This window comes from Streptomyces sp. NPDC039480 (assembly GCF_055597165.1).
This window is the reverse complement of the sequence record NZ_JBVITX010000003.1, coordinates 534,683-559,973: the sequence shown is the minus strand read 5'-3', so window position 1 is coordinate 559,973 and position 25,291 is coordinate 534,683. Positions and strand designations below refer to the sequence as shown.

At 69.2% G+C, this 25,291-nt stretch carries 25 protein-coding genes; 4 read left to right on the top strand and 21 right to left on the bottom strand.

Annotated elements, in window-relative coordinates; all coding sequences use genetic code 11:
• Positions 1-95: 95 nt before the first annotated feature.
• From ACZ56E_RS13190 to ACZ56E_RS13145, 10 genes are all read right to left on the bottom strand, one after another.
• Positions 96-509, bottom strand: coding sequence for a hypothetical protein (locus tag ACZ56E_RS13190; RefSeq protein ID WP_471213828.1), 414 nt, complete (start codon positions 507-509; stop codon positions 96-98).
• Between the two features lie 294 nt (positions 510-803).
• Positions 804-2,090, bottom strand: coding sequence for an MFS transporter (locus tag ACZ56E_RS13185; RefSeq protein WP_471213827.1), 1,287 nt, complete (start codon positions 2,088-2,090; stop codon positions 804-806).
• Between the two features lie 104 nt (positions 2,091-2,194).
• On the bottom strand, positions 2,195-3,181 hold the full coding sequence (locus tag ACZ56E_RS13180) for a helix-turn-helix transcriptional regulator (RefSeq protein ID WP_471213825.1): 987 nt from the start codon (positions 3,179-3,181) through the stop codon (positions 2,195-2,197).
• 372 nt (positions 3,182-3,553) lie between these two features.
• Positions 3,554-3,760, bottom strand: a complete 207-nt coding sequence (locus ACZ56E_RS13175) for a (2Fe-2S)-binding protein (protein ID WP_471213824.1) — start codon at positions 3,758-3,760, stop codon at positions 3,554-3,556.
• Complete coding sequence (locus ACZ56E_RS13170) at positions 3,747-4,421, bottom strand: HAD family hydrolase (RefSeq protein ID WP_471213823.1); 675 nt, start codon at positions 4,419-4,421, stop codon at positions 3,747-3,749. Before ACZ56E_RS13170 ends, ACZ56E_RS13175 begins: the two co-directional genes overlap by 14 nt.
• The gene (locus ACZ56E_RS13165) at positions 4,418-5,404 is read right to left on the bottom strand and encodes a nucleoside-diphosphate kinase (protein WP_471213821.1); all 987 of its coding nucleotides are present in this window, start codon (positions 5,402-5,404) and stop codon (positions 4,418-4,420) included. The genes ACZ56E_RS13170 and ACZ56E_RS13165 overlap by 4 nt, the downstream gene beginning before the upstream one ends.
• Positions 5,401-6,174 carry an alpha/beta hydrolase gene (locus ACZ56E_RS13160; protein ID WP_471213820.1) on the bottom strand — a complete coding sequence of 258 codons (774 nt, stop codon included), beginning with the start codon at positions 6,172-6,174 and terminating at the stop codon, positions 5,401-5,403. Before ACZ56E_RS13160 ends, ACZ56E_RS13165 begins: the two co-directional genes overlap by 4 nt.
• Positions 6,171-6,902: a hypothetical protein gene (locus tag ACZ56E_RS13155; RefSeq protein WP_471213818.1), complete on the bottom strand. Its 732-nt coding sequence runs from the start codon at positions 6,900-6,902 to the stop codon at positions 6,171-6,173. Before ACZ56E_RS13155 ends, ACZ56E_RS13160 begins: the two co-directional genes overlap by 4 nt.
• Positions 6,902-7,585, bottom strand: a complete 684-nt coding sequence (locus tag ACZ56E_RS13150; RefSeq protein ID WP_471213817.1) for a hypothetical protein — start codon at positions 7,583-7,585, stop codon at positions 6,902-6,904. The genes ACZ56E_RS13155 and ACZ56E_RS13150 overlap by 1 nt, the downstream gene beginning before the upstream one ends.
• 19 nt (positions 7,586-7,604) lie before the next feature.
• Positions 7,605-8,618, bottom strand: a complete 1,014-nt coding sequence (locus ACZ56E_RS13145; RefSeq protein ID WP_471213815.1) for a hypothetical protein — start codon at positions 8,616-8,618, stop codon at positions 7,605-7,607.
• Positions 8,619-9,123: 505 nt separating this feature from the next.
• Here ACZ56E_RS13145 and asnB point away from each other — a divergent pair.
• Genes asnB through ACZ56E_RS13125 form a run of 4 tightly spaced genes read left to right on the top strand, consistent with a single transcriptional unit; the run spans position 9,124 to position 13,611 of the window.
• Positions 9,124-11,319, top strand: a complete 2,196-nt coding sequence (gene asnB, locus ACZ56E_RS13140) for an asparagine synthase (glutamine-hydrolyzing) (protein ID WP_471213813.1) — start codon at positions 9,124-9,126, stop codon at positions 11,317-11,319.
• Between the two features lie 48 nt (positions 11,320-11,367).
• Entirely contained in the window at positions 11,368-12,192 is an 825-nt protein-coding gene (locus tag ACZ56E_RS13135; protein WP_471213811.1) for a hypothetical protein, read from the top strand.
• Between the two features lie 6 nt (positions 12,193-12,198).
• Positions 12,199-12,480 (top strand): PqqD family protein, encoded by a 282-nt coding sequence (locus ACZ56E_RS13130; RefSeq protein ID WP_471213810.1) that lies wholly within the window; start codon positions 12,199-12,201, stop codon positions 12,478-12,480.
• Positions 12,481-12,516: 36 nt separating this feature from the next.
• Positions 12,517-13,611, top strand: coding sequence for a diiron oxygenase (locus ACZ56E_RS13125; RefSeq protein ID WP_471213808.1), 1,095 nt, complete (start codon positions 12,517-12,519; stop codon positions 13,609-13,611).
• 31 nt (positions 13,612-13,642) lie between these two features.
• Here the strand turns inward: ACZ56E_RS13125 and ACZ56E_RS13120 are convergent, their stop codons facing one another.
• From ACZ56E_RS13120 to ACZ56E_RS13070, 11 genes are read right to left on the bottom strand one after another with little or no spacing between them, the layout of a single operon-like run.
• Complete coding sequence (locus ACZ56E_RS13120; protein WP_471213807.1) at positions 13,643-14,917, bottom strand: ATP-grasp domain-containing protein; 1,275 nt, start codon at positions 14,915-14,917, stop codon at positions 13,643-13,645.
• A 49-nt stretch (positions 14,918-14,966) separates the two neighbouring features.
• Positions 14,967-15,728, bottom strand: coding sequence for a PIG-L deacetylase family protein (locus ACZ56E_RS13115; RefSeq protein ID WP_471213805.1), 762 nt, complete (start codon positions 15,726-15,728; stop codon positions 14,967-14,969).
• Positions 15,721-17,064, bottom strand: a complete 1,344-nt coding sequence (locus ACZ56E_RS13110) for an MFS transporter (RefSeq protein WP_471213803.1) — start codon at positions 17,062-17,064, stop codon at positions 15,721-15,723. The genes ACZ56E_RS13115 and ACZ56E_RS13110 overlap by 8 nt, the downstream gene beginning before the upstream one ends.
• The gene (locus tag ACZ56E_RS13105; protein ID WP_471213802.1) at positions 17,061-18,440 is read right to left on the bottom strand and encodes a hypothetical protein; all 1,380 of its coding nucleotides are present in this window, start codon (positions 18,438-18,440) and stop codon (positions 17,061-17,063) included. The genes ACZ56E_RS13110 and ACZ56E_RS13105 overlap by 4 nt, the downstream gene beginning before the upstream one ends.
• On the bottom strand, positions 18,440-19,525 hold the full coding sequence (locus ACZ56E_RS13100) for an aminotransferase class I/II-fold pyridoxal phosphate-dependent enzyme (protein ID WP_471213799.1): 1,086 nt from the start codon (positions 19,523-19,525) through the stop codon (positions 18,440-18,442). The genes ACZ56E_RS13105 and ACZ56E_RS13100 overlap by 1 nt, the downstream gene beginning before the upstream one ends.
• Positions 19,522-20,388 (bottom strand): diaminopimelate epimerase, encoded by an 867-nt coding sequence (dapF, locus tag ACZ56E_RS13095; protein WP_471213797.1) that lies wholly within the window; start codon positions 20,386-20,388, stop codon positions 19,522-19,524. Before dapF ends, ACZ56E_RS13100 begins: the two co-directional genes overlap by 4 nt.
• 34 nt (positions 20,389-20,422) lie before the next feature.
• A complete protein-coding gene (locus ACZ56E_RS13090) occupies positions 20,423-21,508 on the bottom strand; it encodes an iron-containing redox enzyme family protein (protein ID WP_471213796.1) in 1,086 nt (361 codons plus the stop codon).
• 21 nt (positions 21,509-21,529) lie between these two features.
• Positions 21,530-22,276 carry a 2OG-Fe dioxygenase family protein gene (locus ACZ56E_RS13085; RefSeq protein WP_471213795.1) on the bottom strand — a complete coding sequence of 249 codons (747 nt, stop codon included), beginning with the start codon at positions 22,274-22,276 and terminating at the stop codon, positions 21,530-21,532.
• A gap of 29 nt (positions 22,277-22,305) precedes the next feature.
• Positions 22,306-23,319 (bottom strand): 2,3-diaminopropionate biosynthesis protein SbnB, encoded by a 1,014-nt coding sequence (sbnB, locus tag ACZ56E_RS13080; protein ID WP_471213793.1) that lies wholly within the window; start codon positions 23,317-23,319, stop codon positions 22,306-22,308.
• A 17-nt stretch (positions 23,320-23,336) separates the two neighbouring features.
• Complete coding sequence (sbnA, locus tag ACZ56E_RS13075) at positions 23,337-24,314, bottom strand: 2,3-diaminopropionate biosynthesis protein SbnA (protein WP_471213792.1); 978 nt, start codon at positions 24,312-24,314, stop codon at positions 23,337-23,339.
• Complete coding sequence (locus tag ACZ56E_RS13070) at positions 24,311-25,291, bottom strand: ornithine carbamoyltransferase (RefSeq protein ID WP_471213791.1); 981 nt, start codon at positions 25,289-25,291, stop codon at positions 24,311-24,313. The genes sbnA and ACZ56E_RS13070 overlap by 4 nt, the downstream gene beginning before the upstream one ends.

Here is a 25,291-nt window from a genome sequence, read left to right as displayed (position 1 = left end):
CCTTCCGGCTCACGGATCGAGTACTCGGCAGGCGGGCCTCGACGAGTCCGGCGCCCGCTGCGGACTACCCGGACAACACCGTCATCACCGTGCGGTTACGGCACAGTGCCCCGTGCGGACGGCGGCGCGTAGGAGGCGTGCAGACGTTCCTCCGTCTCGGCTTTCAGTTCGGTCAGCCGCGCGTACAGAGCCTGTTCCTGCGCGGACAGCTTGCCCCCGGACGTCATCTTTGCCAGCAGCCCGTCCATGGCGCCCGTCAGCACCTCTACACAGAGGTTGGCCGCTTCGTTGTAGCCGCGCTCGTACTCCTTGTCCAACACCGTACGCACGCCGTCTTGTACCGCCTCGCTCAGTCCGGTCATGACACGGTCGACCATCGACATGTTGCTGCCCCTCGCGCTCATCGTGCTTGCTGTCGTGTCGATGAACGTACCGCCCACCACGCGCAGTTGGGGCCGTAATCGAGCAGCACGACCTTGCGGCACAGTCCCGCTATTCAGTTCGGCCACGGCCTCCCGAGAGGCGCGCGCCAGGCTTCATGTCAGTCACGCCGCCTGAGTCAGTCCACGATGATGCCCGGGTAGCAGTGCTCGTGGTCCCAGTGCCGGGCTGGGCGCCGTTCCTGAAGTACCCGACCTTCAATCCGGCGCAGGCCGACGCCGTCCCGGCGATCCTCGACGACGACGGGAACATCGTGGTCGTCGCCCCGACCGGCGCGGGCAAACAGCGGCCAGCACAATCCCCACCCATGAATTACGCCCGGACGACCCCCTCTGGCGCGGTGAGCACGGGAGAGGAGTGTCTCAGTCCAGGTCCCTGCGGCCGCGGATGGAGCTCGCCATCAAGGACAGCGGGGTCAGGAAGCCGATGGCGACGATCAGCCAGAGGGCACCGCGGCTGCCGAGGAGGGTGCCGGCGATACCGGCGGTCAGGGCACCGACAGGGACCGCTCCCCAGGATACGAAGCGGACGGTGGCCATGACGCGGGGCAGGAGTTCGGGCGGGGTGACCGTCTGGCGGTGGGTGCGGGCGAGGACGCTCAGCACCACCGCTGCGGCGCCGACGCCCAGGTTGCCGAGGGCGAACAGGAGCAGACTCCAGCCGCTGCCGGCCAGGGGCATGAGGAGGGCGGCGCAGGAGCCGGCGAGGGTGGAGAACAGGATCGTGCGGGCGCTGCCGAAGCGGTTCGCCAGGGTGGTGGTGATGGCCGCTCCGATGAAGCTGCCCACTCCCTCGGTGGCGATGAGAACGCCGACGAGGCTCGCCGGGGCGTCGAGCGTCCTGACGAGGAAGACGGGAATGAGCGCCATGAGCGCGCCGAGGGTGAAGTTCACCAGGGTCGCCGCCGCCGCGCAGACACGGATGACCTTGTGGCGGACGACGAAGTGCCACCCCTCCTTGATGAGCTCGAGGGTCGACGCCTTCTTGGCCGACGTCGAGGCCGGAGTCGCGGGTCTCGGCAGGCTGCGCAGGAGTACCGCGGAGACGAGGTAGCTGACGGCGTCGAAGACGAGGCTGACGGCTGCGCCACACAACTGCACCAGCACACCGCCGACCGCCGGGCCGCCCATCTGGGTGGCAGCGGCGGAGCCGGAGGTGAGGCTGTTGCGCGCGGTCAGTTCGTCCTTGCTGACGATCGACGGCAGGAAGGTGGAGTTGCCGACGTCGAACACCACGGTCGCCAGACCCACGACCAGGGCGACGACGACGAGTTGCGCCAGGTGCAGGACGTCGAGGAGTGCCGCGACCGGCACGGACAGGACCGCCACAGCCCTGATGACATCCATGGCCACCTGGGTGCCGCGCAGCGGAAGGCGCTGAACTATGACGCCCGCGGGCAGGCCGATCGCGATCCAGGCGGCGTACTGGGCCGCTGGGAGGAGGCTGACCTCGAAGCTCGACGCGTGCAGAACGCTGACGGCAAGGAGCGGCAGGGCGACTGTGGTGACCGCGTCACCGCACCCGCTGATCGTCGTGGCGGTCCAGAAGCGCCAGAAGAGGGATGCACCCTTGGCCGGACTCTGCGCCGGCCCCGTCTCCGGCGGGCTGATGTCTGAAGAGTCGCCAGGCCTTGTCGTCTGGTCGGTCACCGGTCCCGAACCTCCATGAGAATCGCAGCAATTGCAGCTCCCGCCGACCTTGCTGGTTTTGCTGACTTTTTGCGTTTAAGGTATTGCGGATATTGCGTGAACTGTCAGATCGCGTCTTCACTCACCATGTCGTCGGCGCCCGCGTCGAGCAAACCCGAGTTGGCGATGAGGACGCCCAACTGGCAACGGCTGCGCGCTCCGAACATCTCGTAGATCTTGGAGATATGGCTGCGACAGGTCCGCACACTCAACCCCATGCGACGGGCGATGGTATCGTCCGTCTCGCCCTCGACGAGCAGCTTGATGATGGACAGACGGACACCCGAGAGCAGTACCTGCACATCGGGGGCTCGGTTGCGGGAGGGGAAGGGAGTTCCGAGGAGCCAGGCCCGTTCGAAGATGCCGATCAGGAATTCCACTATGGCCGGCTGATAGATGGCGAGGGCGGCCTCGCGATCGCTGCTGGCCGGGATGAAGGCGACCTTGCGGTCGAAGATGATGAGGCGCTCGGTGCATTCCTCGAGACTCCTGACCTGCCCCCCGTGCTCGGTGACCTGATTGACGTAGCGTCTGGTGGCCGGGCTGAAACGCGCTGAATGCTGATAGACGGTGCGCATGCGGATGCCGCGTTCCAGCATCGCCTTGGTGGCCGCCCAAGCGGATTCCAAACTCTCCGCGCTTCGGCCTCCGCCCGGCTGGGCCGTGAGGACCTCTTCCTGGCACTGTGCGGCCACCCGCTCCAGCTCGGCGTTGATGGCGTTGTGGCCGACCAGGGTGAGGAACTCCAGGTTTCGATCGGGGCGGGTGACCGCCTCCGTGTAGGCGACCTGGTACTTGTCGAAGTCGGCGCGGAGTTGGGATGCCTCGCGCTCGAGGTTCTCGATCTGCCGGTCCAGCGGAGCAAGAATTCTCGATGCCGCACGGCGCGGTGTGGAGACGACGAATGTCTCCCCGTCTTGACGGTCCGGCACCAAAAGGTCATAGCGACACAGCTTTTCGATGGCGGCAGCTGTGCGCTCCCTGTGCCACCCGAGCGATTCGCTCAGGTCGCCCAGACGCACCTTTTCCTGGCGGACCGCCAGGGAATACACACGCTCCGGATCCGTCTCGCAGACTGACTTTACGTCAGCACCAGCCACTCGTACGAGTGATGAACTACTCACGCCATCCCCCTTCGCCCTGAAACGCGCAAGCAGACCAGTCATCGTGAACCCCCGATGCGCTGATCACTATCTCCAAGCGAGAATATTGTGGGCGGCGGACCTGGCTCCATCACAGGATCCGTGCTATTCCCCTAGCACTTCCATCGCCGCCGCACCCCTCGCTTTCCGCCATTCGCCGAATTCCGGCAAGCGGAAAGTAAGCGTATGGTCACTGCAGACACCGCGGCATACGGTTTTCAGACACAGTTCAAGCCAGGACGATCGCAAAGGTCGCCCGCTACGTCGGCACCGGGATGGCCGTTACCCAGGGAATAGCGTGCGCGTGACGGAATCCGCCCAAGCGATGAGGTCCTCGACCTCGACGACGCAGTCCCCGCAGCCGGACCCGGCGCCCGTCTCGTCACGCACCGCCGTCGCGTCGTGGTGGCCCGCCCGGATCGCCGCCATGATCTCGCTCTCAGACACCCGCGCACACAGGCAGATCAGCGGATCGTCACTGTCGGACACCGTCGGCCAGTCCTTCCGCCCAGCGGACGAGTTCGGCGTCGGCGAGCGAGGAGGCCAGCCAGTCGTGGTCGAGGGAGGCGCCCGGCAGGGAGGGCACGGTGACCACGTAGAGGCCCGCCGCCCGGGCCGACCCGATGCCGGTGGCGGAGTCCTCGAAGGCCACTGAGCGGCTGGGGAGGGCGCCCAGCGCCTCGCATGCCACGAGATAGAGGTCGGGGGCAGGCTTGGCCGCGGTCACCTCGTCGGCGGCGAAGGACACCGGGAAGTAGTCGGCGAGGCCGGACGAGGTGAGCGCGGTGTCGAGCAGTTCCCGGGGGGAGTTGCTGGCGACCGCCACCGGGAGGGCCGCGGCGCAGCGCTTGACGAGTTCGGCAGCGCCGGGCAGCGCGTCGGCCCCCTGCGCCAGCTCTTGGCGCACCAAGCCGAGCAGCTCGGCGGCGAGCTCCCGACCGGCTCCGGGCCGGCCGAAGTACTCGGCCATCGCCTCGCCCGCGCCCTGCAGTGTACGGCCGATGACCAGGGCCTTCTGCTCCGGGCCGAAGTCATGGCCATGGGCGGCGAAGATCTTGGTCTCGGCCCTGGTCCAGCAGACCTCGGTGTCGACCAAGAGCCCGTCACAGTCGAAGACCACCGCTTGCGGGGCGGGGGGAAGGGCGCTCACTCTTCGTTCCTCCAGTCATCGGCCGCGACAGTGGCGAGGAGTGGCGCGACACCCGGTTCGTTGCAGTCGATCCATTCTGTCAGCACCGACAGGACGTCCCAGCGGGCGGCGCCCGGGGGCAACTCGGTGTCGATCAGGGCCGTCAGCCAGTGCCGGACCGCGTCGGGTGTGCGGTGTTCGCGGGCGAGCGCGCCCCATCGGTCGGTGCGCCCGGCGAGTCGGCCGAGGCTCGGCTCCGCCGCCAGGTCGTGGGGCGGGACATCCTTCTCCAGCTCGGCGGTCAGCCTCCGGGCCGGGCACGGCTGCCCCTCGGCGGGCGGGCTCTGCGTGAGTGCGCTGCGCAGCCACGCAGTCCCCGTGTGGTAGGTCAGCAACCGCAACTCCCGGACCAGATCGGCGGGTTCGTCCGGGGTGTGGACGAAGTTGAACAGTCCGTTGACCCGGCCGAACCGGCTGCGCAGGTCACGGCCGTGGGCGGAGGCGGGATCTGCCGCTCCCTTGGCGGCCGTGAGACGCACGCTCGCCGGCAGGCCGGATTCCGCTCTGCGCGTGTCACGCAGCAGGACGAGCACGGACGGGCCCGAGCCCAGCAGGTGGTCGACCACCGCGATGCGCTGTCGTGAGGCGGCGTTGAACTGGTAGCGCCAGATCTCTCTGGTCAGGACCGGGTCGAAGAGGAACGGCCGGGCCGCGAAGGGCTTCCACCCCTCCTCCTCCAAAATCTCCAGCACCCGTGCGCCGCGTCGGCCGGCCAGAGCGTCCGGCTTGAGGACCACGAAGGTGTTCGCGTGCAGCCAGGCCCGCTCGCTGGGAGAGCCGAACAGCTCCAGCCCCTCTCGTGCGTAGGGGTCCAGCCGGTACAGGTCCCGCTTGCGTGGATCCGCGCTCAGGGAGTCGAACGCCCGCGGCAACACGGCCGAGCGGGCCCTGCCTGGCGCGTGGGTCTCCCCGGGCGCCGGGGCGGCGGTTGTCGTCGCGGTCACCTGTCCTCTTTCCTGACGGTCGCGGCACCGCCGCAGATGAGCTGCAGCACGGTCCGGCAGGCGGGGCGCTGCGGGTTCACCAGATGCATGTGGCGTGCACCTGGCACGGATACCGTTGTCAGCCGCGGTCCATTCTCCGGCCAGCGGTCCAGCTGGTGCCGGGTGAGTTCCGCCGGCACGGCCTGGTCCTCCTGCGCGGTCACCACCGTGACGGAGGCCGCGTCGGCCGGTGCGAGGGCGGGCGTCGCCTCCTGGTGAGTCCCGCCAGCTGCGAGATGCTCGGCCAGGAAGACGTCCACGGCTCCACCGCCGACCCCGAGACGGGCCGTTTCGGCGAGATCGGTCACCGGGGCGAGCAGTACGACTCGGGCTGCGCGGGCCTGATTCTGGAGGGTTGCGAGCAGCAGATGGGCGCCCGCCGAGTGGCCCACGAGCACAGCGTCGTCCCAGGTGCTGTCCTTCTGCCCGAGCAGGTGCAGGGCGGCCCGGCAGTCCTCGGCGGCGCCTGGCCAGGCTCCGCCGTCCCAGCTCGGCCGGTACTCCAGGACAGCGACCCGGTGGCCGAGTTCGGCCAAGGCGAACGCCAGCGGTTCCAGGTCCTGCGCCGTGCGGTCGTGCCGCCAGAAACCGCCGTGCACCAGCACCACCGGTGCGGCCTGGGGGGCTTCGGTGACGGTCGCGACACCGTCCTCCGGCTCCGCCGGCCCGTACAGGTCGATGCGCTGCCACCCGGAAGCTCCGTACCGGAGGTGGCCGAAGGCCGTGTTCACAGGAGCTCGAACGCTTCGAGACGCGACAGCCAGTGGTGCAGGCGCTCATCGGGCATCCGCACCTCCGCACGGCGCTCGGCGGATTCCTCGGCGGCACCCAGGCGGTACCAGACGGTCCCGTCGTCGCGGCGGATCATGAAGGCGCGCTGCTTGCGGGCAGGGCTCTGGATCATCAGCGAGATCGTCTCGGGCTCGGTGATGGTGGTGTGCAGCTGCTCATGGTCGAGAGTGATGCACCTGCCGGCCGGCTCCTCACGCACGAAGTACGGCCAGAAGCGGGAAACGTCAGCGCTCTCATCGAGCGGCTGGTCGGTCGCGTACAGCGTGTGCTGGTACGCGCCGTGCAAGATGTAGGCGGTGAAGCTGTAGCGGTGGTTGTGGACCCGCTCATACTGGTCGGTGTTGGCGAGCCGGAGCCGGATGCGCAGGCCTTTGTCCTGGTCGTCCCAGATCACGATTTTGTCGTCGAGCGCGTGGCACTCGAACTTCTCGCGCAGCTCCGGGGTGCGCAGCGCGCGGGTCACAAGAGTGCGCAGCAGCGCCCGGTCGTCGCCGAGTCGGCGGGCGATGGCCTCGGTGATCTCGGCCGCCGCCTCCAAGTCGTCCCAGCGCACCTTGGGAAGCGAGGCCATGAGCGCCTCGGCCTTGGCGATGTCCTCGTCGGAGGGCGCGGTCAACAGGATCGAGGGGGCGAGATCCAGCAGGTCGTCGCCGGGGCGGGTCACCATCACAGCACCTCCATGGCCCGCAGGCGGCCGGTGAGTTCGTCGAAGTAGTCCTTGCTGATGCGCTTGCTGCCGCGGCGCTCGGCCTTTTCCTTGTCCTCACCGAAGCGCCACCAGACCCGGCCCGTCTCGCGCTCGGTGATGATCGAGCGCTCCTTCTCGGCAGGGCCGCGAAGGAAGAGCGAGACCGTGTCCGGGGTGGTGTACGTGGTGTGGATCTCGCTGTGGTGGAGGGTGTAGCAGTTGCCTGCCTGCTCATTGGTGACGAACCTCGGCACCACGCGCAGATCGGTCGGTACGGCGTCGAAGTCGTCCTGGGCGTTCTTCGGGATGTCCTCCTCCGAGAGCCGTCCGCTGAGTTCGTGCCGCACGTGCTTGTACTGCCCGCGCATGATCAGCGAGGTGAAGGTGAACCGGTGGTCGTGCGGCCGGTCCCGGTGGTCCTCGGTCGAGACGTGCACGCGGATGCGGAATCCACGGTCCAGGGCGTCATAGATGACGAGCTTGTCGAGCAGCCGATGGTGCTCGCACTTGTCGAAGAGATCCTCCTCCTCGCGCGCCCGTTCCAGCAGCTGCGTCAGAGCAGCCTTGTCCTCGGAGAGCGCGGTGAGGATCTCCTTGGTCTGCGCACGGGCCTTGGGGAGGTCGGACCAGTCGATGACCAGCCGGTCGAGTGAGTCCAGCATGTGAGGCTCCTTCTTCGAATTACGCGACGGGTAGACAGGCTTGCGACCGGGCGGGCAACCCGAACACTCGGTGCGCCGTGCCGGCGGCGAGCATGCGGATGTCCTCGAGGGACAGGCCCTGCGACTGCGCGTTGGCCATCTGACGGGCCAACGGCACGGACCCGGCCGCGACGATCCCGTCCTGCTGATACCAGAGCGCGTTGTCCACGCGGTGATGCAGGTCCTGGCCGCCCAGCCGTGCCGAGTCGCAGCGGTCGGTCATCATCATCGAGTTCTCCACGCCCATCAGCTGGACGGCGCGGGCCGCGATGGCAAGGTCGACGTGCTCCCCATCGAAGTTGATGCAGGCGCCGATACGGCCGGCCGCCGCCTGACGCATGATCGCCGCCGGGACCGGCCCGGCGATCCGCGCCATTTGGCCGAGGGTCCAGCCGGGCAGGTCGTAGGAGGCGATGACGGCGTCCCGCTCGGCGCGCGCCCGGGCGCTGCGGAAGGCGTGCCGGATCAACAACGGCATGTCGTTGAACAGGTGGTCGGTGACGACACGTACGCCGGTGCCGGACCACTCGCTCTGCCATGCCCTCTCCACGATCTCGTCGACCTGCTCCGCGCTGCGCACCGGGTCGGCCCGGGTGAAGTGACCGAGCGCAGGGCGGATTCCGTGGGCCATCAGGACCGGGATGAGCCAGTCGAAGCCCGTGTCGCGTGCGGTGGGCTCGTCGTGCAGTTCGGAGGCGGGCGAGAACGCGTCAGGCGAGAGGACGGTGTACATGAGTCCATACGGCCCGAGAGCCGCGAGGCGCTCCCACTCGTGCCTGCTGGGGGCCCAGACGGTCGCCGCGGGAGTGCCGCCGTGGCTGGCCAGGAGCGGCCCCTCCAAAGCGATGCCGGCAACGTGCGACAGCAGTCCCTCACCCCGCATGCGGTGGTACTCGTGCACGAAGGCCTCGAACTCCGCGAGCTGCTCCCGGTGGAGGTACATCGTGGGCAGGCACAGGACACCTTCGCTCACGCACCAGGCATCGAGGCGCACGAGATCGACTTTGGTGAAGTCCGAGAAATCGACGTCACCGAACCCATGGCAATGAACCTCCACGGGCGGCAGCCCGCTCCATGGATTCGCCATAGGCGACCTAGACCCGCTCGATGTAGTGGATTCCACGAGACAACTCCCAATCCAATAAGTTGGCCTTAGTGATTGTGGTTCACCGTACTCCGCTGCTACCAGTCCGCACTGAGCTCAGCATCCTGCATTGCAGGATGGTGAAGGCGCGCTGATCGCCCTCGGCGGCATAGTGTCGTTCCAGCGAAACCGACGGGCTCCCGATTACCGGGGACCGCTGGATCGCTTATTCCCCAAGTAAAGGAGGTGATTTCACATGAAGAAGTACACCAAGCCGGCCACCAAGAAGGTTTCCTACGGGACCGTTCTGAGCATGGTCGTGTGATTCGAGCGCCGGGGTGCCGAGGTCCTCTGGGCCTCGCCACCCCGGCGTAAATCCTTTTCTGGCAGGACTCCGAGATCGAGTGAGGTGAATATGTGCGGCCTTGCAGGTCTGGCCCGCACCGATGGGCAGGCGCTGTCGCCGGACACTGACGGTCTTCTGCGTCGCATGGCGCGGGCCGTGGCCCACCGAGGCCCCGACGATCAGGAGTTGTTGCGCTCAGGGCCGGTCGCTCTGGCCTTCACGCGACTGTCCCTCGTGGACCCCGCCACCGGCGGACAGCCGATCCACAGCCCCGACGGCGACGTGGTCCTCATCGCCAACGGCGAGGTCTACAACCACCGCGAACTGGCCGCGACCCTCCCTTCCGGAGTCCACCTTCGGACCGGCGGCGACTGCGAAGTGCTGGTCCATCTCTACCAGCAAAAGGGCCTGCGGTTTCTGGATGACGTCCGGGGCATGTTCGCGATCGTTCTCTATGACCGCAAGAGAAATCGCCTCCTTTTCGCCCGCGACCGGTTCGGCATCAAGCCGTTGTTCCATCACCGGAACAGCGAGCGCATTGTCTTCGGATCCGAGATAAAGACACTCTTCGAAGACCCGGCCTGCCCGCGCGAACTCGACTGGGACAGCGCCCTTTCCGATCAGGCGCTCACCGGAGCTCCTGATTTCGTCGAAGGCGCTCCCAACACCTGGTTCCGCGGTGTCGAACTGGTGCCGGCCGCTACCATCGTCACCATCGACCTGCGCGACGGAAGCACCAAGAATCACCGCTATTGGTCCTTCCCGCGTTCGGCGGATCTGCGTGAGGAACTCTCCCCTGCCGAGTTCACCGAGCGGTACGCGCAGGCGCTCGCCGACTCGGTGCGCGAGTGTGAGACCTCGGACACCGAGGTGGGGCTGTTCCTCAGCGGCGGCGTCGATTCCGCGTCGATCGCCGCCCTCAGCACCATTCGCCCCCGCACGTTCACCGCTCTCAACGGCAGCACCCTCGCCAACGAGGACGCCGAGTACGGACATCGCGTCGCCCGGCACTACGGACTCGACAACCACCAGGTTCTCTTCGACGCCTCCCGGGTGCCGGCCGGGCAGGAGTGGAAGAACCTACTGTGGCTGCTGGAGAGCCCCCAGTGCGGCCCCGAGGTCTTCTACAAGCGGGAGCTGTACCGCTTCGTCAAGGCGAGGTACCCCGCAATCAAGGGCATGCTGCTGGGCGGGGGCAGCGACGAGTTCAACGGTGGCTACACGGCCGGGCTCGGCGACGACTGGGCGCAGTTCGAGTCCGGTATCGACGACATGGCGCTGCGCGACGAACGCCACCGCCACCGCGGCCTCGCGGCCTGGTGGGAGCAGTCCCCGCGACCGCTGGTGCGCACCGAGGTGCTGCGTCGTGGAACGCCCGCCGAGGACCCTTACGAGCGGTACCTGCGCTGGAAGTACCGCGACGTCCAGCAGTACAACTGCTGGCACGAGGACCGGACAGCCGCCGGCAGCGGCATCGAGGCCCGGGTGCCCTTCCTGGACCACCGTCTCGTGGAACTGTCCGCCTGCGTCCCGCCGTCGCTGCGCTCCCAACTCACCTGGGACAAGCGGCTGCTGCGCGACGGACTGGACGGGGTACTCCCGACCGAGTTCGCCGAGCGGACCAAGGTCGGGTTCTTCTACGGGGAAGGCATCCGCCACACCTACCGCGCCTTCGCGGGCATGCTCGCGGCGGACGGCGACGCCCTGCTCGAAGAGGCCCTGTCCGGCCCGCGGGCCAAGGAGTACCTCGACGCGGACAACGCGCGTGCCACCCTGCGCGCCCTGCAGCAGGACCCCGCCTCCGGGCATGTGGAGTTCCTGCTCCGCGTGGTCAACCTCGGACTGCTGGACGTGATGCTCCAGCAGCCGCCCCCGCCGCCGGTGGAGGCGACACCCGCTTCCACCCCGGTCGAACTGACCGTCACCGACTGGGACTCGGAGCGCGACGGCATCGAGGCCCGGGTGCTCCGGCGGCCCGATCTGCACGATGGGATCGTGCCCGCACTCGATGACTCGGTCCTGCTGCTCACCGACCAGAAGGACCCGCTCCTGCGCTACCTGGTGACTGACGGCGAGATCCAGTTCGTCATCGACGGCGGCGAGATGCCGCAGTGGCAGCGGCTGCTCGACGGCATCGACGGACAGCGCACTCTCGGCGAGCTCCTGGCGGACGCGGAGTGCGGACTCTCCGACGTCGAGGAACTGCTCCACCAGTCAGCTGAGTTCGGTCTGCTCACCCTCTCCACCCCGGGGACGGGAGAGTAACCGGGCCTCCGGCCTGCCACCGGCGTGTGTGGTGGCAGGCCACCAGCCATGTCCACTCCTCCTCTCGACGCGCTCCGGAAGGCCAACGCCCGCATGAGCTTCGACTTCACCCGCTGCCTGGACGAACTGGCCGGGCGTGAGCTGCTGCCCGACAGCCACGACTCCGCGTTCGTCGTCGGCTCCCTTGCCCGTGGCTGGGGCAACGACCTGAGCGATCTCGACATCTACCTGGTGAGCGAGAAACCGTGGGCCGGCGCCTCCTCCGGTACGATCCGCGTCCCGTTGAGCCATCCCGACGTGCCCACGGAGTACTTCTACACCGAGGAGCGGCGCTGGGAGGTCAAGTACTGGACGGTCGGCCAGGTGGAGGAGATCCTCACCAAGGTGTCCTGGGCGGCGTTCGATCAGGGCCGAACCATCGGCCAGATGCTGACCCGGGACGAGGAGCAACTGCTGGAGCGGCTGCTGGTCTGCCGGCCGCTGGACGGCGAGGAGTGGGTGCGCCGGCAGCAGCGGCTGATCGAGGAGTCGGCGTTCCAAGCGGCCGTGGTGACGCACTGCCTGACCAACGCCGACGACTTCGCGGAGGACGCCCTCGGGCAGTTGGCCGTGGGCGACGAGGCGAGCGCGGTGCTGTCGGTCCGCCAGGCGTTCGGACACTCGGTGGACGCCCTGGTCGCCTCGCACGGGGAGTGCGGCCGGCTGGTGAAGTGGCGGGCCCGGCGCATGCGGGCGGCCTCTCCGCAGGCGCTGTCGTACGAGCGTTACTGGGCGGTCGAGACGATGCGCGACTTCGTCCCGGACGCCCCGGCCACGTGGGTCCGTGACGTGATGTCCCTGTGCAAGCACCTTTCCATGAGGGTGGAGATCTGAATGGCCATGACCATCTCAGCGGCCGATGTCGTGCCCCAGCTCGGCCTGCAGGCACGCTTCCGCAGGTTCCGTGACAAGACGGTCATCGCCGTCGGACCCAACGCCATGGAGTTGTCCGACTCCGCGGCCTTCATCCTGGCCTGCGTGGACGGGGAACGTTCCGTGGCCGGTATCGGGGCCCTGCTCGCCGAGGAGTACGGGATCGATGTCGACGAGGCGGTCACGGACGCCCTGGAACTGATCGGCCAGCTCGCGGAGTGCAAGGTCCTGGACCTGCCCAGCGCCTGACCTGCCACCACCTTCACCAACGATTGGGAACCAGCGATGTGCGGGATTGTCGGGCTCTTCGTGGGGTGCTCCGCCCTGACCTACTGCCCCCGCAAGGCACTCGCTCCGGTCGGCGCCGCGCCCGTCGAGGGTCTGGAATCCGTCACCGGTTCCGAGCCCACATCCGGGCCCGCACCCTGGGCTCGGAGGGACGGGGAGCAGGCCGACGTCTCGTACACCTCCCCCTTCGCCCGCTGGTCCGAGCGGGCGACCGTCCGCCGGGCGCCCCGGCGTGAGCTGAGTACGCCTTCCGCCGATGCTTCCCGCTACTTCTCTCCCGATCTGGTGCCGGTCGCGCGCCACCCGCTCATCACCGATCTGCGCCCCGAGTTGTTCGACGCGGTGCTGATCCAGCACCTCTACCGCTACCTGAACTTCACCGCCAAGCTGGAGACCCTGGTGGTGAACCGCGCCGTGCTCGGCATCGCGCAGGGCAGCGTCGGCGTCGAAGTTCCTGAGGAGATGCGCTTCGACGCCTACAAGATCTACTGCGACGAGGCCTACCACGCCCTCTTCTCGGTGGATTTGATGCGCCAGGTCCGTGACACCACCGGTATCGCCCCGGTGCTGCCGGACCAGCCCTACTTTCTGAGGCGGCTGGAGGAGATCCAGCAGGAGCTGCCGCCGCAGACCCGTCCCTTGGCCGAACTGCTCTTCGTGACCGTCTCGGAGACGCTGATATCGGCGAGTCTGGCCGAGCTGCCGGTCGACAGCGAGATCGTGCCGGCCGTGCGGGAGACGATCCGCGACCACGCCGCGGACGAGGGCCGCCACCATGTATACTTCGCCGCCTTCCTACGCTACCTGTGGGCCGCCCTCGATCCCGCGGCCCGGCGGGAGGCGGCCCTTCTGGTGCCCCGGCTGATCGCGGCCTTCCTGCAGCCGGACACCGACGCCGTGCGTGCCGAGCTGCTGGGCTACGGGCTCAAGCGCGACGACGCCGAACAGGTCCTCGCCGAGGTGTACGACGAGCGGACCGTGGCCGCGCACACCCGGGCGACGGCCAAGCGGACGATCTCCTACTTCGTCGCGCTGGACGTGTTGGACGACCCGATGGTGGAGCACGAGTTCCGCGCGCACGGACTGCTCTGACCGCCGTACAGGAGGGACGGTGGCCGGTGGCTCATCCGTCCAGGTCGCCGGTCATCAGCCGGATGCCGAGCGTCCCCTCCAACCGGCCCAGCAGCTCTTCGGCCCTGCTCACCGCGACCCTGCGGTTCACCGCGCGCAGGATGAAGCGGGCGACGGCCCGGCCGGGGGCGACCGCCTCTCCCGGGCCGGTCCGGTAGGCGTCGAACCCGATCACCTCCAGGACGTCGGCCTGCCCCTCGAGCGGCGTGAGGCGGGCCGTGTCGAAGAGCCGTCCGCCGTCTCGGGGCACGACCGCGAACACGGCGGTGCAACCGGTGATCTCGCCGGGGACGTCGACCGGTTCCCCGGTCATGAGCTGCAGCCAGGAGCGGTAGATGTCCTGCCCGGTGGCGTGCCGGTAGGCGTGCGGCAGGCCCCCTCCCATGACCCGCGGGTTGAACTCCACCAGGACCGGCCCGCGTTCGGTCACCATGACCTCCAGGTGGAAGATTCCCTGGTCGGCTCCGATGGCTCGGCACACCTCCTCGGCGTAGGCGACGCAGTCAGCCGTCTCCTGCGGCGAGAGTCCCGCTGGGACGCACGATCCCAGCTCGACCACCTCATTGTCCGGTGCGCGGAACCGCCCGGTGACGCAGAAGGGGAAGAACGTGCCCTGCCTGGCCCCGATCTCCACCGAGACCAGCCTGCCTGTCAGCTTCTCCTCCACCAGGACGCCCCGCGAGAACTGGGCCCGCCAGTGCGCCGGGACCCCGTCGGTGCCGGTCAGCACGTCTCGGCAGGCGACCGCCGCCTCCAGCGGCTCGTCGGCCACGTACGAAAGCAGGCTGGCACTGCCGGACGGCGGTTTGATCACGACGGGGTAGCCGATCCGCTCGGCTGCGGTCAGCGCCTCGTCCACGTCGAACGCGCGGGCCCAGCGGGCGGACGCCAGCCCCGCGTCCTCGAGTGCCTCCCGGCACCGGTCCTTGCGCCTGGCGGTGAGCACCGCGTCGGCCGCCGTACCGCGCAGCCCAAGGCTCACGCAGGCGGCGGCCACTGCCTCGGCGGCCAGTTCCTGGAAGGTCACGGCCACGTCGATCGGCGACTCGGCGTGGCACTTTTCGAGCGCTTCCCGTACGACGACGGGGTCCGTTGTGTCGATCCTGTCGATCAGCCTGTCCACCGACCGCACGGCCTTCAGGGTGTCGCCGGTGAGCGCGTACTGCGTCAGCGCCGGCTGCAGGAACGTCACGCGGTGGCCCGCCTCCTTGGCGAGCCGTATGGCCTGTACTGCTGGGGGATTGACGTCGACGATGGCGATGTGCACGAGCGGAGTCCCTACGGTCGGTCCGAAGCCGGGCGGGGGCGGTGCGGGTTCAGCGGTAGTGGACCTCACCGCCGCGCATTCGGTATGCGTCGCGGTGGAAGACCTCGAAGGACACTGCCGGCCGGCCGCCGAACCGCTCTCCGGCGGTGGCGAGGTTACGGCCCAGGAAGCTCTGGACGTAGGCCTCCGGGTCGTCGTCGGTGAGCGCCTCCAGGTAGGTGGCGTGTTCCAGCACCGCCCGGACGCCGCGCTCCACAGCCCAGGTGACGTCCACGGCGTGCGTGGGGTACGGGGATCCCGCCACTGCCTGCCAGCGCACTCCCTCCCAGGGCTCCAGGCCCTCCTCCGGGAACAGGTACCGGTTGGCGGCGTCGGCCGCCGCGTCGAGGGCGGCCCGGCCGACGTTGCGGTGGTCCGGAGTGTTCCACGACACGCCGCGCCAGTGGTCGTGGTGATTGAGCGTGAAGACCAGCTCTGGGCGGTGCCTGCGCACCGCGAGCGTGAGATCCCGGCGCAGTGCGGTGCCGTACTCGATCAGGCCGTCGGGGTGGTCGAGGAAATCCACTTGCTTCACGCCGACGACCGCGGCACTTTCGCGCTGTTCCCGCTCCCTGACCGGTGCTGCCTTCTCGGGGTCCAGACCGTCGATCCCGCACTCGCCCCTGCTCGCCATCAGGTAGACGACTTCCTTGCCCTCGTCGATCCAGGTCGCGACCGCCGCTGCGGCGGAGTACTCGACGTCGTCGGGGTGCGCGACGATGGCCAGGGCACGCGTCCAGTCGGTGGGAAACTCCTGGAGCTGTTCAGTCATGGGTCAGTTCCTCGTCGGTCGGTCGGGATGGGTCGAAGGGGGCGGAAGCCTGGCGTGCGGCGGGGAAGAGCAGGACGGGCAGCAGGGCGCCCGCGGCCAGGGCGACCATGCCCCCTGACAGGAACACCGCGCCGGTGCCGAACCGCTGCGCCACGAGGCCGCCGAGCAGGGCTCCGACAGGGGAGACGCCGAGGATGATCCACCGGTAGACGGAATTGACCCGTGCGAACAGCGCGGTCGGGATGGTCGACTGCCGGTGGGTCATGCTCATCACGTTCAGCTGCACCATCAGTCCTCCGCATACGGCCAGGGCGGCGAACGCGGCCGACGGGGTCGGCAGGGCGATCGCGGCCAGGCACAGCCCCACGGCGGGGGCGCAGAAGCCGAGCACCGCCCGCCCGCCGAAGCGATTCAGCAGGCGTGCGGCCACCAGGCCTGCGAGCACGCCGCCCACGGCGGGAGCGGCGGCGATGACGCCCATGGCCGAACTCGGCAGTCCGAGCCGCCCGGGGGAGACCACCCACACCGGCAGCATCGTCATGGTGGCGGCGAACGCGATGTTGCCGGTGGCGGCGACGGCGGCGAGGCCGATCAGGTCGTGGCGTCGTCTGAAGTAGGCGGCGCCCTCGCGCAGGTCCCGGCCCATCGACGCGAGCCCGCGGCCGGCGGGCCCCGGCTCCCGCGGCGTGGCCGGCTGGACGTGCGCACCGTACGGGCCCGGTCGGCGGTTCAGCAGAGAGAGGCCGACCAGCGTTCCCGCGTAGAGCACGGCCGCGACAGTGAAGCCCACGCCCTGCATCGTGGCGAGGACGCCGCCCAGGGCCGGTCCCGCGAACTGCGCTGCGAGGGTCTGGCCGGACTGCAGATTGGCGTTGGCCCTGGGCAGCAGCTCCGGGGCGACCAGACGCGGCAGGAGTGACTGGGCGGCCAGGTCCACGAACGTCCCCGTCGCCGCGATCAGGAATGCGCCGGCCACCAGCGCCCACACCGGCAGCAGCCCCGCCCAGGCGAGCAGGCCGAGCGCGGTCACCAGCGGGAAGCGGCACTTCGACGCCCAGTTCATGACGGCCATCGGCGCGCAGCGGTCGACGACCACTCCCGCGGGCAGGATCAGCAGCAGCCACGGCGCCCGCATGGCGACGCCCACTGCGCTGACCATGAGTGCCGAGCCGCTCAGGGAGAGGGCCAGCAGCGGCAGCGTGACGAGGTAGACGCCGTCTGCCAGATTGGAGCCCAGGACGGACGCCTGGAAGATTCGGAACGGAGCGCCCAGTTGCCGGTCCGCCGGTGCGGACGGGGCGGGCTGCTTCGGGCAGGCACGCATGGGCCGTCTCACGCCCCCACCAGCAGGACGCTGTTCATGACGACGCCCGCGCCGGCGTTGAGCACGAGCCCGGCCGAGGGAGTGCCGTGCCGCACCAGCACCCCGGAAGCGCGCAGTCCGTACAGGAAGGGGCCGAGGACGTAGGGGACCTCGGCGTGGGTGACTTCGCCGCTGGCGGTGTGGACGAAGCCGAGGCGGACCAGGTCCGGTTCGACGCGCTCCTGGAGGACGTGGCCGCCCTGGCGCGCCGCCCGCTGGACTTCGGCATGCCAGGTCTCGTCGGACACTGCGGCCCCGATGACGACGCCGCGGCCTCCGAAGCCGTCCGCGGGCTTGAGGACGAGCCGGGAGCGGCCCGCCAAGGCCTCGTGCGGAGCGGCTCCGCACCCGGTCGCCTCCAGTGGGAGAGTCCTCGGGATATGCGCGGTGACCAACTCGCGATCCCGCGACGGCAGTAGGTCCAGGTCATCCCAGAGCCAGGCCAGCGTCTTCTTGTTGGTGAGAAGCATGGTGGCCTCCGGCGTGAACATCCCCACCGTCCTCGTGGACAGGGAGCGGGCCAGCGCCGCGAGGCCGGGGCTCGCGCCCTGGCCGTGGCTGACGAACGACCGGAGGACACCTGTCACTTGGCGGCTACCGGCCCGAAGACGGCCCTCCCGGTCGGTGGTGAGGTCCTCCAGCGGATGGCTGAACAGCTCGATGCCGTGGCGCCGGGCGCTGCGGAAAACGGGCGCGAGCCACGTGGCGAACCGAGCGGGGTCCTCGGCCAGCCCCGGCAGGTTGCCCACCCTGTAGTGCGGGAGGAGGACGGCGGCCCCCTCGGGCAGGTCGAGGAAGGACCGCAGGGCCTCGGCCCGGGCCTCGACTGCCGACGGCGGAGCTGTGAGCGTGAGCCCGCCGGGCAGCGGCGCGTGTCGGTAGCGCCGCTGGAAGCGGGTGGCGACGAGATCGGCTTGGAGCACGCCGCCCAGGGCACTGTCGACGTTTTGTTCGACGAACCGGGGCGTGCCGCGCTCCATCAGGATGTCAGGGCGGATCGCGGTCAGCAGGTGCCTGCCGAGTGGGGCGTCGTGGTCGAGCAGGGGAAACGCCTCGGGCCGGGAGCCGAGGGCGGCCAGCAGCTCGCCGGCGGTCCGAGCCCGGCGCCGGACGGCGTCCAGCACCAGTCGGGCGGCGCGGGCGGACAGCTCCGCCGTCCTGCGGTAGTCGCGTGAGGTGAGCAGCAGGGGGCGTACCGGCCGCCATGGACCGTCGGCGCCGTGGATGCCGTCGAACAGCGTGGCGGCCGCGCGGGCGTCCTCGGCGTCGCCGGTCAGTCTCGGCACCAGGGCCGCGGTGCCGTCCGGGTCGGCCGCGTCCGCCTGGGAGACCCTTCCCCCGGCGCTCATCAGCCGCTCCGGTCGTCGAGCAGCGCACCGAGGCGGCCCAGGCCCTCGCGCAGCACGGACTCCTCGCGCGCGAAGGTGATCCTCAGGCCGTGTCCGCTGTCGAAGACCTCGGCGGGCATGAGCAGGACACGGCCCTGGTCGAGGACGCGCCGGCACAGCGAGAGTGACGTCTCGCCGGTATGCAGCGACAGCCAGGCGAACGGCGTCCCCTCGGGTTCCATGACGCGCACCGCGCTCTCGTACCCGGCCGCCCATGCGCGCAGGGTCCGGTACCCGTCCGAGGTCAACCTCTGGTACCGGTCGAGGTATTGCTCACGGCGCTCCAGGACCTCGGCGGCCAGCCACTCGGTGAGCACGGAGTTGGAGATGGTGGTGAGGTGCTTGAGGTCCATCGCGGCACGTACCAGGTCCGGGGGACCGCACATCCAGCCCGTCCGCAGCCCGGGGAGCCCGTAGACCTTGGAGAGGCTGGAGACGGACACCGCGAGTTCGAAGCGGCCGAGCAGAGAGCCGGCGGCGAGGTCGGCCACGTACTCCTCGTCCAGCAGGAGGTGCCCGCCGTGCCGGCGCAGCGCGGTCAACAGCGGTTCCGCCTCGTCGTCCGCGAGGCGCCGTCCGCTCGGATTGCAGGGCGAGTTGAGCACGACCGCCTTGGTCCGGGGTCCGATGAGTTCTACCGCGGCGGCTACGTCCGGGCGCCCGTCGGCCGTCAGGCCCACGGACGAAACCTCGCACCCGAGAGCCTCCGGCACCAAACGGGACTGCTGCCAGCCCGGGGTGAAGACCACGATGTGGTCACCGGGCCGCAGCAGCGCGCGGTAGAGGAGGTACAGCGACTCTTGGGCCCCGTGGGTGATGCCCACGTCGTCGACGCTCCGGCCGTAGCAGTCCGCGACGAGCGAGCGGAGCCGGGCGCTGCCGGCGTCGTTGCCGTAATCCAGGACCAGGTCGGCCGGCCACGGCAGGTCGCCAACGGTGGAGCAGTCCACGTGGCTGTCGCCGAGGTCGATGTCGTAACGGTCCTTGGCGTCCTCGAAGACCCAGCGGCGCATCGGGTACCCGGAGCCCAGGCCGGTCCGGATCACGCGAGCACCCCCTCGGACAGCCGTTGACCGATGCCCGGCGCCCAGTGGCCCCGCAGCACCGGGTGGACCACACCGGTGAGGGTGACTCCGCCGTCCTCGCCGATGCTGACCTCGACCTTTCCCCCGGGCATGCGGACCGTGGCCCGCGGGCCGGTGAGGTTCAGGGCGTGAGCGGCGACGGCGGCCGCGCAGGCGCTGCTGCCGGAGGCAAGGGTGTACCCGGCGCCCCGCTCGAAGATCTCGATCCGAATGGTCTCCCGGTCGAGCACGTCGAGCAGTTCGACGTTGATCCGGCCCGGGAACATCGCGTGGTCGCGCACGGCCGCGCCGACCGTACGGGCCAGGGCCTCGTCGGCGGGCCGGTCCGGCACGGGGATCACGCAGTGGGGGCTGCCCAGTTGGACGGCGGTGACCTCCCACCTTTCCCCGGCGGCGAACAGGGGTTCGCCCAGCATGAGGCGAGCGGGGCCGACCGCCCCGATGGCGCGGCTGTCCAGTGAGGGCGTGCCCAGGTCGGCGCTCACCGTGCCCGAGTCGATGTCGAGGACATGGACCGTGGCGGGACCGGCGGGCGAGTGCAGCGTGAAGGTGTCCGCGTCGGTATGGCCGAACTCGCGCAGGTACCTGGCGAAGATCCGCAGGCCGTTGCCGCTCTGCGGGCACTCGGAGCCGTCCGCGTTGAAGGTGAGCAGCCGGAAGCCCTCCTCGGCCGGCAGCGGGCCGTACAGCAGACCGTCCCCGCCAAGGCCGTGGTGGCGGTCGCACGCCAGCCGAATGTGCTCGGGCCGTGGTACGAAGCTCGAACCGCTCGGGTCGATGACGATGTAGTCGTTGCCCAGAGCCTCGTACTTGGCGAACTCCATGGCCGGAAAGGCTCCCCTGTTCACCGGCGCCCTCTCAAACCCCGGCCGGGGCCGGGGCGTCGGCACGCATGCGTTCCAGCAGCGTGTCGAGGTAGTCACGGGAGGTGTTGAGTCGGATCATCGCGCCGAGGGCGATGTCCCGGCCCGCTGCCGGATCGGCACTCACCAGCGGGCCGATCACGTTCTTGAACCAGCCGGCGGCGTGACCGGCGTCCACCCCGATGTGCAGGTCGTGGTAGACGATGCCGACCTCGTCCAGGTCATGGCGTCGCCAGGCGTCGACCACGCAACGGAACCGGCGAGGGGCCAGGTACTCGGTGACTCCGAAGTAGCCGACGGCCTTGTGGTAGTGGCGACGGGAGAGGGCGAGGCAGGCGGAGATGTTGCCGGAGATCCCCGCTTCCAGCAGGAAGACGCGGCGTATGTACGCCGGGTCGGCGCCGATCGCCTCCAGCGCCTGCCCGAAGAGGGTGGTGTGTACCCCTGCGGACTCGCCGTTGCCCATCTCGTCCCAGTAGTTGGCGGCGATCTCCATCTTCTCGACGCCGTGCCGACCGATCTGGAGGAGAGCAAGGATGTCGTCGAAGCGCGGGTCCAGGCTGGTCTCCTGGGCGAGCAGCAGGCGGAGGTCCTCCGCGCTGCCGTGTTCGGCGAGATGCTGGTGGTAGAGAGGGTGCCAGCCGGCCGGGTGGTCGCTGATCACCGCCTTCAGCCAGCGGACGTACTCCGGGCCCGATTCGGGGTAGCCGGTGACGCACGCCTCGGGGATCCGCTCCAGCTCGTGTCCGAGCACAGCACGCTCCAGGACGGCCGCCACGTCCCGCAGGATCGGTTCGCGTTCGTGTTCCGACTCCTCGACGGAGCGGGCGGAGAACTCGCGGTCGTAGATCAGGGACAGGGTGCTGTGGACCTCCTCCAGGGCCGTCCGGTCGCCGTCGTCGTAGGCGCGGCTCGTCAGCGCGCGGCACGTGGTGGCGAGGTCACCGCGGAACCCGTAGTCGTCGGACATCTGGAGCAACTCGTCGGCGGATCGGTGTTCCAGATCTCGCAGGAGCGCCGATACGCCCTTGGCGAGCATGTTCTTGTCGTCGGCACAGCTGGGGTGGGATGCCGTGTACATGTGGAGTGCAGTCCCGTCCTGTCAGTTCTCGTCCGGTCGGTTCTCGTCCGGTCTGTTCTCGTCGTTCTCGCCCGGACGCTTCTTGTCGTCCGAGAGCGCTGCGGCGTCATGCTCGTCGCCGTACCACTTCTCGCTCCAGCGCGAGAAGGCGACGATGAAGATGTCGCGGTGGCCGGCTTGCTCCCCTGCGGACACGATGTCCGTCACGTCGTGGGCGAGCCGCCGGTCGTCGAGGAGCACCGCCTGGCCGGGCTCCAACGTGCCGGTCCAGAAGGGCTTCTCGGCCCCGGGATGCCACAGCCGCGTCTCGCCGCCCGTGACCCCTTCCCGGCGCAGGACACCGATCATCACGAACTCGTGCCCGTCGTGGTGCACACCCTCCGGCGTGAGCGGACCCGGACGTCCCCGCTCCGCGCGGCTCCGGTTCTGGTGCACGTTGATCTGCCAATCCTCATCCCGGTCCAGCGCCATGGCTCGGGCACCCACGGCGATGAGGGGCGTGAAGTCCGCGTCGAGCGGCGGATATGTGCGGCGCATGCCGCCACCGACGGGGTTGAACTTCTTGAACGCGGTGTAGTCCCGGTGCGGCAGCAGACGGAAACTCCACCCGCTGCCGGCCGACGCCGTCATCCGGTACTGCGAGAACTTCTTGTACCGGGTTCCGTGCCCCATGTAGGGGTCGAGCGGCAGCTCGTCGTACGTCGCCAACAACTCCGCGGAGGGCGGCGGCAGTTCGATCAGTGAGAAACCTTCGGAGTCGAGCGGCATGACAGTCCTTTTGTCGTCGGGGCGGTGCATTACTTCTGCCACCGCTCGGTCTCCGCGAAGAAGCCGTCGATGCCCGTTGCGCGGCCCGACTCCACCGCGCTGCGGTAGACGAAGGAACCCACGGCCAGATCGAGGACTCCGAGGCCGAAGGGGGAGAAGATGCGCGGTTTGCCGTCGCTCAACCGGATCTTTCCCTCGATCACCTGGGCCAGGGTTCCGTCGACGAACCCGCGGTGTCCGCAGCTTTGTTCCGCCAGATGCACGGAGGTGTTGGCGGTCAGGCAGTGGTCGACGTCGTCGACCACGTTGTGCGCGCCCAGGATGATCTCGGGCGCGATGTCGCGCAGGGAGATGTTCAGCACCACTTGGCCCGGCGTGAAGAGGTGGGGGTCGGTGATGTAGGGAGCTCCGGCCGTCGTTGCCAGTACCACCAAGTCCGCGCCCTGCACAGCGGATTCGAGCCTGTCCGTGCGCTCCGCCTCGGTGTTCAGTGTCTCGCGGGCGTACGACACCAGTGCGTCGGCGTAACCCGGCACCTGGTCGTACAGGGCGAACCGCCCGACGTCCCAGCCGTCCGCGACGAAGAAGTCGAGGATGTTGCGGGCGATGATGCCGGCCCCGACGACGGCGATTCTCGCCGCGCGCCGGGAGCCGTGCAGTTGCGCGGCTCCGAGCACGCAGGACGCCGCGGTGCGCGCTGCGCTGATCTGGGACGCCTCCAGGCAGGCGAAGGGGTATCCCGTGGCGTAGTCGTTCAACAGCAGGACGGCGGACGCTCTGGGGACGTTGTGCTCGACATTTTCGGGGAAGCTCGCGATCCATTTGATGCCGGCCACGTCGTAGCCGCCGCCGAGGTAGGCGGGGAGCGCGATGATCCGCGCCGAGGGCTTCTCAGGGAAGCGCAGGAAGTAGCTGTTCGGGTTCACCGAGCCCCCGGCCTCATGGGCCAGATAGGCGTCCCTGACGATACCGATCAGTTGCTTCCGTGATTCTGAGATCACCTCGCGGGCGACCGTACCGCTGATTACATCGAATCCGAACATGAGGTTCCCCACGGGTTTCATCGGCCCAGCACGGCCGGGAGTTGGGAGACAGGATCGACGCCGAGTCTCGCGGCGACCCAGTCGTCGTCGTACACGGTGCCGAGGTAGCGCTCGCCCATGTCGGGCGCTATGGCCACCACCCGGGACCCGGCGGGGATGTCGAGGGCCCGGCTCTGGGCCGCCGAGAAGACCGATCCGCTGGAGCCGCCCACCAGCAGGCCGTGCCGCCGGGCGAGCAACCGGCAGGTCTTCACCGCCTCCGCCTCCTCCACCAGCATGACCTCGTCGACGAGGTCGGCGCGGCTGATCTCCGGTACGCGGCTGGTGCCGAGGCCGGGCAGATGGCGCGGGCCCGGTCGGCGGCCGAAGGTGACCGAGCCGACGCTGTCCACGGCGATGATCCGGGTGTGAGGGGAGACCTCACGGAAGTGGGAGGCGCACCCGGTCAGCGTGCCCGTCGTGCCGGCGCCGACGAACAGATAGTCGACCCTGCCGAGTTCGGCGAGGATGGACACGGCGGTGCGCGTCGCGTGGGCACGGGGATTGGCTGGGTTGGCGTACTGGTTGAGCCACACCAGGGCCGGGTCCTCGGCAAGCATTCTCTGGATCAGCGCGATGCGGGTCCCGAGGAAGCCGCCGTTGGCGTCCCGCCCGTCGACCAGCACGACGTTCGCGCGCAGGGCCCGCATCAGCGCGACACTGTGCGGCGAGGCGTTGACATCGGTCACGCAGGTGAAGTCGTGGCCCTTCGCCGCGCAGACCACCGCCAGGGCGACACCGAGGTTGCCCGACGATGACTCGATGACGTGTCCGCCGGCGCTCAGGAGCCCACGCCGCTCGGCATCCTCGATCAGCGCGACCGCGGTCTTGAGCTTCACCGAACCCGCCGGGTTCAGCCCCTCCAGCTTCAGGAACAGCTCGCTGCCCGGCAGGACATCGGTGAACCGCAGGAACACGTCGTCGGTGACGACGTCGTACACGCAGTCCTTGATCATGCGCTGTCCCGACGCGCGTTCGCCAGCGATTCGAGGACGGCCATGGCGCTGGTGAGCTTCATCTCCGCCTGCGTCCAAGCGAGGGTGCGCCCGCCCTCCAGCACCCCCGAGGAGATCTCGTCGCCGCGGTGCGCCGGCAGGTCGTGCATGAGGACGGCCCCGGACCATCGGCCCATGAACGCCTCGTCGATGTACAGATGACGGAACCGCTCCCGCCAGTCGGCGTCCGGCTTCGAGGTTCCCGTCGTCTGCCAGCGCGTTGTGTACACCACGTCGACGGCATCCGGGGCCTCGTCGAGGGAATGCACCTGGCGCAGTACGGATCCATTTGCCGCGGCCCTGCTCCGTGCCACTGCCAGCTCGCTCTCGGGCACGCCGTAGCCGCGAGGGGTGAGCAGGGTCAGCTCTGTCGCCGAGTAGTGCGTCAGGCCGTGCGCCAGGGCCACGGCGCTGTTGTTGCCCTCCCCGACGTAGAGCACCTTGACGCCCTCGACTGCGCCGAAGTGCAGGTTGATGGAGGCGAGATCGCAGATGCCCTGGGTGGGGTGCTCCTCCCTCCCCATGGCGTTGACCACGGGGATCCCGCCGTGCCGGGACAGGGCGCGCAGCTGTTCGACGGGGCCCGCGGTTCGCGCGACCAGCATGTCGAGCATCCGCCCGAAGACGCGGCCGGTGTCCTCCAGGGATTCACCTGTCTCCAGCTGGAGGTCGTTCGGGCCGTAGCTGATGACCTGGCCACCAAGCCGGAGCGCGGCGGTCGTAAAGGCCGTACGGGTCCGGGTGGAGGTCTTGGTGAACAGGATCCCCGCGATCGTGTCCCGCAACGGGCGGTCGTGGTCGCCTCGGTCGGCGAAGAAGTCGCAGGACCGGCGTACCAGGGCGTCCAGGTGTTTGTCGTCCAGCTCGGACAGCGAGAAGATGCCCGTCTCAGGGACGCTTTCCGGCGTTCCCAGGAGGGAACGGCTCTCTCCAGTCAT